Raw genomic sequence first — 13,504 nt, forward strand, 5'->3', positions numbered from 1 at the left:
ATGCTCAAACTATAGGGCAGGATCGTCTATCGGGGCGGGGTCAGTCCAACTATAGGGCAGGATCGTCTATCGGGGCGGGGTCAGTCCAAACTATAGGGCAGGATCGTCTATCGGGGCGGGGTCAGTCCATCTGAGCAACTCAATAGTCTGGGAAACTTCTGGCAGGCGGTCGGTAATACGCCGCGGCTATGCCTCAGTTATATGGTCACTGTGCCGCTGAAACTGACTGACCTGCAAACGACGTACACGCCAGTCAGCACCACCAGCGTTCAGTCCGCGCATATGTCAAATGATGATGCGACGGAAACCAGTGAGAGCTAATCCCTGGCTGGTGAGCAATGCGGTTGCCTCAGGCCCATAATCGTGTCCAACGTTGAAAGGTGAGCGAGGCAAGTTTCGTGGCAAGATGACCCGCCGCTGTTCCTGCTTCAACGCAGTGCATGCGGCACTGAAGGAGTGAAATGATGCCCAGGCATGCACCTCCCTATGAAAAAGTCAGAAGAGCGAAATATGCCCATCAGAAGAAGCGCGGTGAGCGGAGCCATAAACGTGGCAGAAGGGCGAGGGCGGAAGAGCCTGTAGGCATCCCCGGCTTTGATTCGGTGGAGGAGTGGATTCGCTATGAATTTGATGCACGGAACACCCGACTGGCACACGGGCCCGCAGAAGAGAGGCTGCCTCCCCTGCCTGTCTTCAGGGCGAGGAATCTGGCTGAGCGCGTTACGCTGATGTTGTATGCTCTTCATGTCTTCGGGATGGAATTTCAGCCAGCGGTAGGCAATTATGCGATGTTCCGGCGTGCATATGAAGACAAAGATGCGTACGAAAACAAACATACGTACGAATACGAACATACGCCCGAAGACAAAGATGTGCCCGAAAGCACTGCTGTGTCTGAGTTGACTCTGCCGTCCGGCGGTGAGCTGATTTTGCCGGAATACGCCGCTACCGGGCAGGCGTCCGGAGTCACCTCGGCCGGAGACCGTCCAAAGTATGACTATATTGCCCTGACGATGTTAGGAGGCGGCGCAGCGGCCGCACAGGCAGGGCCACAGGGCATTAGCGACCGTCTTTCTGGTATTGCCCGTACGGGCGGTTTGCTAATGGCCGGAACCTCAGCCTTGATGACCCGAAAAGGCGCGGGGATTGCGGCGGGTGCTTCGGCATTGCTGGGAAGTCTTGCGTATGCCGGGTATTTGCTGTTTGGTGAAAAGAACGGTGAGCAGAGCGGTAGCCCACTCAGTCTTGAGGAACTGGCTGAGCTGACCGGTGCCCTGACTGACGAAGAGCGTGCGCTGGTTGACGAGCTATCCCACCTGTACAACGCGCTGGTGAGCAAACCTGAAGAGGCTATCTATCCCTTTAATGCCAGCGAGATAGCAGAACTGGAGCAGATAGCCGAGGAACTGGACGCTGAATTCGAAGGCGCTGCCGTCACATCTGCGCCTCACGTCCGGGTGAAACGGTGGGGCATAGGTGGGTTGAGTGTGTATAACCCGCCAAAAAAAACGACCACCACCACAAAAGCGCCAGTCAGAGCAGAGCCAGCTACAACAACCACCACTACCACCACGACGACAACCACAACCACCACTCCGCCACCCGAGCCTACGACGGCCATGTCGGAAACCCGGCAGGCATACTGGGCGCGCCGCTATGAAGAAGTGGCGGAAGATTCCCCGGAAAAATTCTTTTTCGATTTGCTCCGTACCGAGCCGGAAAAATCCCACTGGGATATTCTGGCGGCGCCGAGAGAGAGCTTTCCGTTGCAGGACACCTGGATAACCCGGATGGATAGACTGAAATTAGACAAATTTCCGCATGAATTCCGTAACAAAATTGAGGAGGCATCTCGCGATGCAGCCAAAGCTCCGGGGGTTAAAGCGGGTATCGCAAACCTGCCTGATGACTCATGGCTGCATCTGGGGAAATACTATTTGTTGTTCTACCAGAAGGTGATGTCGCTGTGGACGAATTTCATTCTTAACCTGGCAGTGGACGATGCTGAAAAAAGCGAGGTACTGGTAGGGCGGCTTCAGGAGTTGACGACAGATCTTAATCGCGAATTTCATGACAGAGTGATAAATACTACCGCATTGGATACGCTCTCCAACAGGGATAAGCAGCTTAGGAAACGGACTGAGCAATTACGTACATTCCACGCACATAAATCGTTGTCTGATACGTTGAAAAATGAAACGCTGGTATTCAGTCCAATTATCCCTACAACGGAAGTCTTTTGGGGACACTACAGTTTGTCCTATCTCGATAAAATCGACCTGGCAAAATTTACGCCGCGATTTCATCCCATCCTGCGGTCTTTCGTGGTTTCTCTTATTAACTTTATAAAGGGCAGGGGAAATACGTTCGATCTCGTTGGCTTTTATACCAATCTGGGTATCTTGACCCTGGAGCGACTGATAACGGCTCTGGAGGAGAAACAGGGAGAGGATGCCTACAACTATGCGGTGCTGGATGAGCAAGTGAGTCGCATTATTCGGGAGAATATTGCCGGGATTTGGAATATCCCAATGTTGAAGTCATATCTGGGCAGATACAACACTGCCAGGAGAGATATTAAGCCGCTACTGGATGCCTTGCTTGGGAAGCGCTTACCGGATAATACCGCAATGACAACCGACACTGCGTTGTCTGCCACGGCGGACAACACCACCACAACCGCCTCTACAGCAACGGCACTGGAAGCTGACAACAGCGTTGACTGGGAAAAAATCAGCAGGCAAATGGAAGCCATGCCGCCGTTACCGGAGCATTTCAGTCTCAGTGAACGTATGCTGGGCGAGCTTAAAGGAAAGCTGGATGATTTTTTAATGGACATGACCGGCTTTCTTGATGAGGGTATTTTAAACCCCGACAGTTATATTGATGCGTTTACCCGTGAATCGTTGCGTATTCATCAGCAGGACCAGAAGTGGTCGCCGGAAAGCCAAATCACCGTCAAGGAAATTATCTATCATCTGTCCGGCGGGCGGGCCGCAGAAATACACGAGACGATTCCCCATACCTATTCCCTTCGCGACATTGTGCGCGGGGTACCACGCAACGAACTTGGCACGGCCTATTCCGACAGCAATATTCTCTGGCCTGACGCTTTCAGCCAGCAGCTGCGCGACAGGCTGCTGAAAATAGATCTCTCTGTCGACCGGAAACTGAATACGGTGTTTGGCGAGGGTAAATCACGGGTCGAAAATGTTTACAGAGTGATGACCACACGGGCCGCGCTGGCCTATCTCAACAAGAAAAAAACGACACCCGGAGGAACCGGGGGAGAATACCATCAACACTATATTGATGCGGTAAAACAGTTCCTGGAGGGGAAAACGCAGGCCGAAACCGTGGAGTGGCACGGCAGCACGCTCACTAATCTGATGTTCATTCCGGTTCCGTCCTCTGGTGTGCTGGGTAATAAGAAAATCGGGGTGATGCTCTCACTCTGGGATACCGACTACTATGAGGTTCCCTGGCCGGGTCTGGGTGAGCAGCAAAAAAAAGAAGGGCCGGGCAGAAAAAATCCCCCGCTGCTCATCGTTGAAAACAGGTCTGACTTCAGGGCCTTTATCGAAAAATACCGGACAATCGGCACCGGGAAAGCCCTGAAGAATATTCCTGACAGATTCGATTTTTTGCCTTATCACCATGATGCGCCGGAACAGCACACGGATATTAACTTTCAGACCAGCTATAGCCTTTATAATCCGCCGTTTACCACCACCTCCAGAAGCCGTAAGGCGCTGATCGACACGCTGATTGCGCGGCAGAAGAACGACCTTGCCGATCTTTATGATGAGCTGATTAATACACCCGCTGAACATTTGCGGGCGGTTGTTCACGAACTGGTGAATACGTTAGCCGTGATGTCCGGGTTGCTGCTGATGGTGGGAGGGATTGTGATTGGCGGGCCGGCCTTGCCGTGGATTGCGGCCTCAATGGCGACCACACTGCTGCTGGAGGTGGTGCCAACTATCGTGCTCTATTCGCAGGCGGATGACGATGAAGAGCGCAAAGTGTATATGCGTTCCCTGTTAATGGCCGTGGCATTTGAGATGGGGGGCAATCTGGCGGGCGTAATGCTGGAACAGACGCTCCGGGGTGTTTCACGGCTTACACGTCTTGCCGTCACCGCGCTACCGGACACGCTGCCTGGCATGTATAAGCTGCTAAAAAATAAAATGCTGCAGGTGATCGAAAAAACGGGGGTACGACGTTTACGGTTGCGAAAAGGCGTGACCACGTCGATAAGCCAGGAAGGGCTCGAGGATCTGGACAAGATGGTGAGGACGCTCAAAAAGCCCGCGCCGCCACCCGTGCCAAAAGATATTCCTGTTGAATCTGCGCCAGATGTGGTGCCGCCTGTCGAGTCTGAACCTGTTGCGGGTCCCTCCGGCCGACTCGCTCCTCCCGCCAGGGTTCAGGAGGAACAGGCTCTACAGGGAAGAATGATGGCGATGTCCGATGTTATTAGTGAAATGGATAAAATGCGTTTCGAATCGAATGTGCGCATTGTGACTGCCTGGAAAAAAGGCAGCACAACCCATGAAATTACGAACAGCTATTATATCCGCGGGCTGCGCAGGCAGGACCGGGTGGTGGTTCAGCTATTCTCTGACAAAGGTGATTTATCTTATATCTATTTTGATGAGGATGAGTGGCTACAAATCATGGCGAATAAGGCTCAGCAGTCAGATGACTGGTTGCTGGCATATTACGATCTGGACAGTACAGCGGACATATCCTGGGGGAGTAAAGGGCAGTTAAAACCGTTGACGCAGTTAAACAGTGAACTCCCCCTGGAAGATTACCCGCAGGAAGGGGTCCTGATCTACGCGTCACAGGCCTATAAAGACAGTGTGGCCAAACAGGGGGTGAGTTTCGAAGCGATACAGAAATTCCTCGATCAGTTACATCTTCATGAGCAAAGCCCGGCCGGAGAAAATAGCCTGTCGACTATTATCAAAAATGCAATTGAAGAAAGTGATGACTTACAGACTACATTACGGCGGGTCCCACAGTTAGACGACATACCGAAAGCATGGAAAACGTCCGACCCCGAAGATGCGCAACTGATGAAACGGATCCAGGAAATAAAAGATCTCGGCCCTGATATCACCCACTTCCGGCCTTTAATTAAGGACCTGCCTTTCAGACAGAATAATCCTCAACTGAGTGAGGCGCTTAAGTCATTTTATACAAAATCACTGCATACCGATCCGAACTTTAAAGTGATTTCGTCGGATTTCCCGCGATTGAAGGCGAATAACGGAGGCGGCAAAGTATCGATGGCGCAGTTAAACATTATCGAGCAGGCATTTAACCAGGTACATGACATTGCGGATAAAGTGCAGGCACTCCTTCTTGAAGCCAAAAATAATAATGCCTTGCATGAAAGGATTCTGGTGATACTGGCGAAATTCCTCAATACCGCCGACAGCAAAATTCTCGGCGAGGCTTATGAGCGGCTGAGTATTCTTGGTGAACGGCTCCAGACGTTTGCCCGCTATCATGTCGAGGAGACGAAACTCGGACGCGTTGTCCTCGTGAAGAAGGTCGATGCTTCAGAGCCGGTTGTTTTTGCGTATGTTTATCAAAAAGATCCCACCGCCCGTATCATGGTCGTGTTACCCGATATCTTCGAGGATAAAGCGGTTGTCGACACGATTATTCACGAGATCTCCCATCAGGCGACCGGCACGGAGGATTTTGTCTATATCAGTGATATTCCCAAAAAATATACGCCGTTCCTTGCACATCACGTCTCATTCGGTACCTACCCGTTTGAACCGGACAGCGCACATGTGCCGCTGGGGCGTGCCGGTCAGTCTTATGGCACCACCGGGGTTGAACGCCTTAAGCCGGTATCGGAGTACGATCGCGCCCTGGCACAGGCGCGGGTGAGATTTCTGCCGATGGAGAGGGCAAATGCGAAAATGGGTAACGCTGATTCGCAGGTGATCCTGTTTCTCGCGCTGTTTAATAATTTTGAGTTTGAGAAAGTACCTGTTGCCGGAACAGATACGTACCTCTGGCGTATTAAACCTGTTGAGGACGCGGTTGCTCGGTCAAAACGCGATGTGCCGGATCAACGCGATATAACAGAGCCTGTCGATCTGCCGGAAGCGACGACTGCAACACCGGAAACCCCGGCGTTATCGCAGCAGGAAGCGCTGGTTGTACAGGAATATACGGAGCATCTCCTTAACGTGGCGCTTTTCCAGGCCAGTGAGTTTACGGTCGATGATATCCTGACCGAGGAGGAGATAAAAATGCTTGGCCTTGTCATCAGTGAACTGGCCAGCACCACACAGGTCACTCCCACACAGGTCACCCCCACACAGGTCACCCCTTCCGACGACGTCACTAACCCGTAATCCATGCCCTGCTGCAGAAAACAGTCTGCGGCCGGGCTGGCGTATTGGGCCAAACGCTATGATGAGGCGAAAGAAGGGAACAAGGCGAAAACGTTATTCGGTATTCTTAAACCCGGGTCGCAACCTGCAGGTAAATATAGTCTGGCTGCGCCGCAGGAAAGTTTTCCACTGAGAGATACCCGGTATACGAGAATGGATCGATTTATCCAATGGTTCGGTCGATTAAAAGAGAAAGAAATGGCAGCGCATTATCCGCTTTTGTCCTTCAGAGTGGGGGCTTGCGAAAGAGGAACGGCTGACGGATCTCGAACCTGATGAATATGATATCGACTGGAATATTCCGTGAAATAATAACATCGCACTAGTAAATATATAGGGATTTATTTATCTTGTTGTTTGTATTTGTTGTTTTTAATGAAAATAAAAATATCCTGACAGATAATGCCAGGATACCTTGTCAAATAGTGACAATAATTAAAACTCAGAGAGGTTATTAATAAGACGAGAGCATCATGGCACAATTAACCTGATAAATAAATAGCTGCCGGGGAAATATACGTATTATTTTAATATTAATATTTCCTTGGGGTATATTTTGCTTGTAACCATAAAACAGTTTAATATCCGAATGTCATTTTTGTGCGATAATTGCTCGTTATAATCCGTACGATGCTATCGTTATCGTTTTAACCAGGAGCAACAATGACTATCAATGACTGGCAGCACCGGTTTGACGTATGGATCCGCCACCACTTTAATCATGCAGATGCTGCGCACGACGTCTCGCATTTTCGCCGCGTATGGAAAACGGCGCAAACCCTGATGCAGGGGCAACAGGTGGATGCGCTGGTGATCCTGACCGCCTGCTACTTCCACGACATTGTCAGTCTGCCGAAGAACCACCCGCAGCGGCACTTATCTTCAGTGATGGCGGCGCAGAAAACCGCTGATGTGCTGGGCAAGGATTTTCCTGATTACCCACAAAATGCAATACCAGCGGTATGCCACGCCATTGAAGCGCACAGTTTCAGTGCCGGGATTGCGGCGCAGACACTGGAGGCGAAAATTGTGCAAGATGCCGACAGACTGGAATCATTAGGTGCTATTGGGCTGGCACGGGTGTTTGCCGTTTCTGGCTCGTTGGGCGTTGCACTGTTCGATGGCGACGATCCTTTCGCGGCGCAGCGGGAACTGGATGACCGCGCGTATGCCCTCGATCACTTTCGTTGCAAACTGCTGAAGCTTCCCGCCACGATGCAAACGGAAAAGGGGCGTGAACTGGCCCGCAGTAACGCCGATTTTCTGGTGCATTACATGGCCAAGTTGAGCGCCGAATTACAGGGCGATTTTCAGCACATTGACGATGATGTGTTGCGTCGCTTTGGTTCTTACGCCCTGTAGCGGAGTAAAAGAATGGCGGATGTGCACGACAAAGCGACCCGTAGCAAGAACATGCGCGCAATCGCTACACGGGATACAGCCATCGAAAAGCGACTTGCAGGTTGCCTGCAATCACTGGGACTGGATTTTCGTGTACAGGATGCCGCTTTACCGGGGCGCCCTGATTTCGTGCTGGATAACTACCGTTGCGTGATTTTTACTCACGGCTGCTTCTGGCATCGCCACCGGTGCCATCTGTTTAAAGTTCCGGCGACGCGCACCGATTTCTGGCTAGAGAAGATAGGCAAAAACGTGGCGCGCGATAAGCGCGACTGTGGTTTGCTGCGTGAGCAGGGATGGCGGGTGTTAATTGTCTGGGAATGTGCGCTGCGCGGAAAATTGAAGTTGAGCGACCCGGCGCTGAGCGAGCGCCTGGAAGAGTGGGTCTGCGAAGGCGGTGCGTTCGCGCAGATTGATACGCAAGGGATCCATGCCGTCGTGGATATCGGTGAATAGCTGCCCTTTGAAGGCAGCTATTTCCCTATTACTTTTCCGCTTCACACGGGGTGACGACAGGGCGTTGCGGCAGCAAATATTTGCCCAGCGTGACCAGCACCACTGCCATAATAATAATTCCCAGTGCCAGCCACTCGATGGGCGAGAGGTGTTCGCCACCAAAGCCGGTGCCCAGCAGCACGGCGACCACCGGATTGACGTAAGCATAGCTGGTCGCCACGGCCGGAGAGACATTACGAATCAGGTACATATAGGCGTTAATCGCGATGATTGAACCGAACAGCGCCAGATACCCTACCGCCATAAAGCCCTGCAGCGAAGGCATCCGGGTCAGTTGCTCACCGGTTAGCGCCGAGGCCACCAGCAGCACGATGCCTGCCGCCAGCATTTCGATAGCGCCAGCCATCATCCCGACGGGGAGTGCGATTCGGGAGCCATAAACCGATCCAAAGGCCCAACTCATCGACCCCACCAGAATCATCAATGCCCCCCACGGATTGCCGCTTAAGTTTCCGCCGCTGTTGAGCAAAATAATCCCCGCCAGACCAATGGCGATACCAAACCACTCAAGTTTTCGCGTAGTAATGCCGAAAAAGTGACTAAAGCACAAGGTAAATAGCGGCACGGTGGCGACCACAACCGCCGCGATACCGGAAGGCACATTTTGATGTTCGGCGACGGTGACGAATCCGTTGCCGACGGCCAGCAGCAGCACGCCAAGTAATGCGGCATTCAGCATCGGGCGCAGAGGGGGCAGTTTATGCCCACTCAATAACAAACAGGCTGTCAGGACGACGCCAGCAGAGAAGAAACGGACGCCAGCCATCATCAATGGCGGCCAGCTTTCAACGCCAACGCGGATAACAAAGTATGTGGAACCCCAAATAATGTAGAGCGCAAAAAGCGCGCCAATCAGCGGTAAAACATGCCTGAAACGCATAACCCACCCAGGAAAAAATAAGAGGCTTATAGTTAACGTCAAAACTATCGTGCTGGCGAGTGGTTAATTGCGAAGAAAGTGTTAAATTTTTGTTGACACCTGCAGGGCGTTTCCGCGTATCGTTTTTTACCGCATACTGAGGGAACGCGACAGTACCTGCGCGCTTTTGTGCAACATAATCAATAAGGAAGGATATTTTGGCAGGAAGTAGTTTATTGACCTTACTCGACGACATTGCCACATTGCTGGATGACATTTCGGTGATGGGAAAACTGGCGGCGAAAAAGACCGCTGGTGTGCTCGGCGACGATCTGTCACTCAATGCGCAACAAGTCGCCGGGGTGCGTGCGAACCGTGAGTTGCCGGTGGTGTGGAGTGTGGCGAGAGGGTCACTGCTGAACAAGGTTATTCTGGTGCCGCTGGCGCTGTTGATCAGCGCAGTGATCCCGTGGGCCATCACGCCGCTGCTGATGCTGGGGGGCGCATTTCTCTGTTTTGAGGGTGTGGAAAAAGTGCTGCATACCTTTGAGGCGAGGAAACATAAAGAGAGTCCTGAAGCGCGCCAACAGCGGTTGGAAGCCCTGGCGGCGCAGGATCCGCAACAGTTTGAGAAAGACAAAATCAAAGGTGCCGTGCGCACGGACTTTATTCTGTCGGCGGAAATTGTCGCGATTACGTTGGGCATTGTTGCAGACGCGCCCTTGCTCAACCAGGTACTGATTCTGTCGGGCATCGCCGTGCTGGTAACGGTGGGCGTTTATGGCCTGGTAGGCATCATCGTCAAGCTCGACGATATGGGCTACTGGCTGGTGGAGAAAAAGGGCGTACTGGCGCAGGGCGTGGGGAAAGGATTGCTGTTTGCTGCGCCCTGGCTGATGAAAATGTTGTCGGTGGTTGGCACGCTGGCCATGTTCCTGGTCGGCGGCGGCATTGTGGTGCACGGTATTGCGCCGTTGCACCATGCCGTTGAACATTTTGCCGCCGGGCAGAATGCCGTATTGCAGGCGCTTACGCCGGTACTGGCGAACCTCGTGCTGGGCTTTGTGATTGGCGCGCTGGTCGTTGCCGTCATGAAAGGGATAACGCGTTTGCGGGGTGCTGCTGAATAAAATCTTACGGCCGGCATTATGCAAAATAAACAAACTTCGTCTAAGGTGAAAAAGTTTCGCCCTGATACAGGAGGCAGTAATGGTCTTTTTGGTCAGTGATGAAGTGATACCCAAAAATGGTGGTCCGCGCATGATCGTCACCGGCTATGCCAGCGGTATGGTGGAGTGTCGGTGGTATGACGGCTACGGCGTCAAACGGGAAGCCTTTCGTGAAGATGAGCTGATGCCTGGCGACAGGCAAAGGATTCACGAGGAGGTGTAATCCCTGTAAACGCCCGGCAATGCCGGGCGTTTTTATTGCCCGCAGACCGGGTGAGGACGTGAGTTGCGGGACTAAAGCACAGCGAAACAGCGCATATCAGGGCTCCTGTATGCGGCAGGAAAATGTCGTGAAAGAAAAAAGGCGGCTTGGAAACCTAAAGAAGTATTTCTACCCGGCGCGGGTGGTTAACCTGTGCTTTGTCATCGTGGTGGTGTGTTCCACCATTCTCACCTGGCGTGAAGTTATCGTCCTGGAAGGCGCGTATGTCGCCAGCCAGCGCAGTATGCTGGAAAATGTCAGCAACGCGCTGGACAGGCATATGCAGGTCGGTGTGGATCGCTTGCTCTTTTTTCGCAATGGCATGCAGTCCGCACTACAGACGCCGCTCACATTAGACGTTATGCGCAATGTGCAAAATGGGTTTGAGCAGCAACGACGGCTACCCCAGTGGGATATCAAACTGGATAACCGCCGGACGTTGCCGCTGTATGGTGTTTCCGAGTTTTTTGTCGATCAGAGCGAACTGCTCAACCGTGACCACCCACTGCTGCATAATGAGCTGACGGCCGCCATGGAACTGGGTTATCTGTTCCGTCTCTCCGCCAATGGAGGGATGCTGCCGCGCCGTGCTTATTATGTCTCCCGCGCTGGCTTTTTTGTCGCTACGTATCCGTTGGAAAATAACCAGCAAATTATCCCGACTTATTATCACTTACTGATGCGGCCCTGGTTTACCGGTCAGAGTGAACATGAAAATCGCTCCCGCACGGTACGCTGGTTCACCGATCAGGCCGATGGCGGAAAAAGTGATAAGGGATTTGTTATCGCCAGCGTCCCTCTGGACTACGAGGATTACTGGTTCGGTGTGCTGGCGATGAGTTTCCCTGTGGAAGCAATTGCGCAACAGTTGAAAGATGCGCAGGAAGGGCAAAATAAGGGGGAATACCAGCTTTATAACAGCCAGTTTCAGCTATTAACCCTCGCACCGGGCGTCAGCCACACAGAACCGGTATTCAATGCGGAACAACATGCCCGACTGGCACAGGGAATGGCGCAAGACACCCGCGGTGGACTGCGTTTCGGGACACGTTATGTGAGCTGGCAAAAACTGCGGCACTTTGATGGCTTCATGCTGCGCATTCAAACCCTGCGCGAGGGTTTGCAAGGGGATTTTGGCAGCATTAGCGTTGCGCTGGCGCTGTTGTGGGTGCTCTTTACCGCCATGCTGCTGTTTGCCTGGGCGGTGATCCGCCGGATGGTCAACAACATGTACAGCATGCAAAATACCCTGCAATGGCAGGCCTGGTATGACCCGCTTACCCGCCTGTGTAATCGCGGTGCGCTGTTTGAGCGGGCGAAAATCTTAACGGAAGAAGCGCGTGTGTCGCAGCAACCTTTTGCCGTCATTCAGATCGATCTCGACCATTTTAAAAACGTTAACGACCGCTATGGCCATCAGGCGGGCGATTTGGTGCTGTCACATGCAGCGGGACTGATTAGCAGCACGATAAGCAGTGAGGATGTGGCCGGGCGCGTAGGGGGAGAGGAGTTCTGTGTTTTACTGCCGTGCAGTACACTTGAACAAGCCGTTCGCGTGGCCGAACGTATCCGTGCGCGCATTCGTGGTAAGGAGATACTGGTCCACAAGCATACGACCATTCGCATCAGCGCTTCGCTCGGTGTCAGCGGCGCACTGGAGAGTGGCAGTTATGATTTTGAAACCTTGCAATCCATTGCTGACAGCCGGTTATACCGGGCGAAAAACAGCGGGCGTAATCAGGTTTGCTCGGAAGATGCTGCGCCAAAACCAAAGAAGTGATCCAGACCTTCACGCCAGCCAGCGGCTCCTTCGGATTGCGAATGATACACTCGGTCTGGCGTATCGTTACGCAGTCGAACGCCCTGGCGGTTCAGGCCTTTCACGACGATCGCGTGATCGACGCTGTCCAGCAACGGGGCATCGTTAGGACCATCGCCCAGCCCAATCGTGAAGGGGCGTTTTCCGGTGTAATGGCGGTATTGACGGGTTAACCAGTTAACCGCCTGATCCTTACCGCCGCGCTCATCAAGCACATGCCAGAAACGCGCGCCCTGGACAAAACATAACCCCAGCCCCGCGAGGGCGGTGTCAAACGCTGCCATGTGTTCATCGCTGTCCCGCCAGATTAACGTTTCCGATGCTTCCTGCAGGCGCGCGAGGCTGGCCTGCGCCGGAGGCAAGCCGGTAATTTCCGCCAGTACGCGCTCGTCGAGCTCATCAAAAGTGGTAAACTTCCAGCCCTGTTTTTGTCGTAGCTGATTTAATACTCTGGCGATTTCTTCATGGGGCGAGCCGGTGATAATCCGCGGGAAGCTGTCATGATCCTGCCAGCGTTCATCAAGCTGGATCACCGCGCCATTTTCGGCGATAAACGGTAACCCCTGAAGTCCGAGTGTTTTTTGCAGGTCGATCATTTCGGCGGCGGTTTTACTGCTGCATAAAATAACCGGGATATGGTGCTGGCGAAGTCGCTCAAGCCACCCGGCAGCAGCGTGCCAGTCACCGGTATGGCTATCGCACAGGGTGCCATCGACATCGGTAAAAACCAGCAGTGGTGAGTCCAGACCCGGCATATTTCGCTCCTTTCGTTTTTCAAAAGACGGGGGAGTTAAGCATCTTCTTGCCTGGCGCAGGCCATTCGCACATTCAGCGCGATTTTTTTGTCATTTTGTCCTCTGCACTGAACGTCCTCGGCGGTAGCGCTTTGTATCCAATAGAATACACTTGTTTATCTAATTATTTGTTTTATCGATAGTTCTTGTCTTAATGGGTGTTTGTCGTTAGAGTTTCACTTACATCAGATTCCCTGGTGTACGAATTTTTAAGTGCTTCTTGCGCAAGCAAGTTTTCTCCCGGTTGCTGCTGCAACCG

General features: G+C 52.7%; 8 protein-coding genes. 6 read left to right on the forward strand and 2 right to left on the reverse strand.

The features are described from left to right. Positions 1-755: 755 nt before the first annotated feature. From O9K67_RS09500 to O9K67_RS09510, 3 genes are all read left to right on the forward strand, one after another. Complete coding sequence (locus tag O9K67_RS09500) at positions 756-6,386, forward strand: hypothetical protein (protein ID WP_148654701.1); 5,631 nt, start codon at positions 756-758, stop codon at positions 6,384-6,386. Positions 6,387-7,088: 702 nt separating this feature from the next. Continuing rightward, positions 7,089-7,787 carry a phosphohydrolase gene (locus O9K67_RS09505; RefSeq protein ID WP_061494272.1) on the forward strand — a complete coding sequence of 233 codons (699 nt, stop codon included), beginning with the start codon at positions 7,089-7,091 and terminating at the stop codon, positions 7,785-7,787. 12 nt (positions 7,788-7,799) lie between these two features. Beyond that, positions 7,800-8,282 (forward strand): very short patch repair endonuclease, encoded by a 483-nt coding sequence (locus O9K67_RS09510; RefSeq protein ID WP_061494273.1) that lies wholly within the window; start codon positions 7,800-7,802, stop codon positions 8,280-8,282. A 28-nt stretch (positions 8,283-8,310) separates the two neighbouring features. Here the strand turns inward: O9K67_RS09510 and yedA are convergent, their stop codons facing one another. Continuing rightward, positions 8,311-9,222, reverse strand: a complete 912-nt coding sequence (gene yedA / locus O9K67_RS09515; RefSeq protein WP_061494274.1) for a drug/metabolite exporter YedA — start codon at positions 9,220-9,222, stop codon at positions 8,311-8,313. A gap of 197 nt (positions 9,223-9,419) precedes the next feature. Between yedA and O9K67_RS09520 the strand changes: the two genes are divergently transcribed. From O9K67_RS09520 to dgcQ, 3 genes are all read left to right on the forward strand, one after another. Next, a complete protein-coding gene (locus O9K67_RS09520) occupies positions 9,420-10,331 on the forward strand; it encodes a DUF808 domain-containing protein (protein WP_061494275.1) in 912 nt (303 codons plus the stop codon). Positions 10,332-10,410: 79 nt separating this feature from the next. Then, positions 10,411-10,593: a YodC family protein gene (locus tag O9K67_RS09525; protein WP_061494276.1), complete on the forward strand. Its 183-nt coding sequence runs from the start codon at positions 10,411-10,413 to the stop codon at positions 10,591-10,593. Positions 10,594-10,702: 109 nt separating this feature from the next. Then, the gene (gene dgcQ / locus O9K67_RS09530) at positions 10,703-12,412 is read left to right on the forward strand and encodes a cellulose biosynthesis regulator diguanylate cyclase DgcQ (protein ID WP_061499875.1); all 1,710 of its coding nucleotides are present in this window, start codon (positions 10,703-10,705) and stop codon (positions 12,410-12,412) included. Here the strand turns inward: dgcQ and O9K67_RS09535 are convergent. Then, positions 12,370-13,206: a mannosyl-3-phosphoglycerate phosphatase-related protein gene (locus O9K67_RS09535; RefSeq protein ID WP_061494277.1), complete on the reverse strand. Its 837-nt coding sequence runs from the start codon at positions 13,204-13,206 to the stop codon at positions 12,370-12,372. The two genes, dgcQ and O9K67_RS09535, sit on opposite strands and share 43 nt — an antisense overlap. Positions 13,207-13,504 lie beyond the last annotated feature (298 nt).

Source organism: Kosakonia oryzendophytica, assembly GCF_027886705.1.
Classification (GTDB): Bacteria; Pseudomonadota; Gammaproteobacteria; order Enterobacterales; family Enterobacteriaceae; genus Kosakonia; species Kosakonia oryzendophytica.

Bases quoted from the DNA above. Each gene is read 5' to 3' on its own strand.
- O9K67_RS09500 (WP_148654701.1), top strand. From the start codon at position 756: ATGGAATTTCAGCCAGCGGTAGGCAATTATGCGATGTTCCGGCGTGCA.
- O9K67_RS09505 (WP_061494272.1), top strand. From the start codon at position 7,089: ATGACTATCAATGACTGGCAGCACCGGTTTGACGTATGGATCCGCCAC.
- O9K67_RS09510 (WP_061494273.1), top strand. From the start codon at position 7,800: ATGGCGGATGTGCACGACAAAGCGACCCGTAGCAAGAACATGCGCGCA.
- yedA (WP_061494274.1), bottom strand. From the start codon at position 9,222: ATGCGTTTCAGGCATGTTTTACCGCTGATTGGCGCGCTTTTTGCGCTC.
- O9K67_RS09525 (WP_061494276.1), top strand. From the start codon at position 10,411: ATGGTCTTTTTGGTCAGTGATGAAGTGATACCCAAAAATGGTGGTCCG.
- dgcQ (WP_061499875.1), top strand. From the start codon at position 10,703: ATGCGGCAGGAAAATGTCGTGAAAGAAAAAAGGCGGCTTGGAAACCTA.
- O9K67_RS09535 (WP_061494277.1), bottom strand. From the start codon at position 13,206: ATGCCGGGTCTGGACTCACCACTGCTGGTTTTTACCGATGTCGATGGC.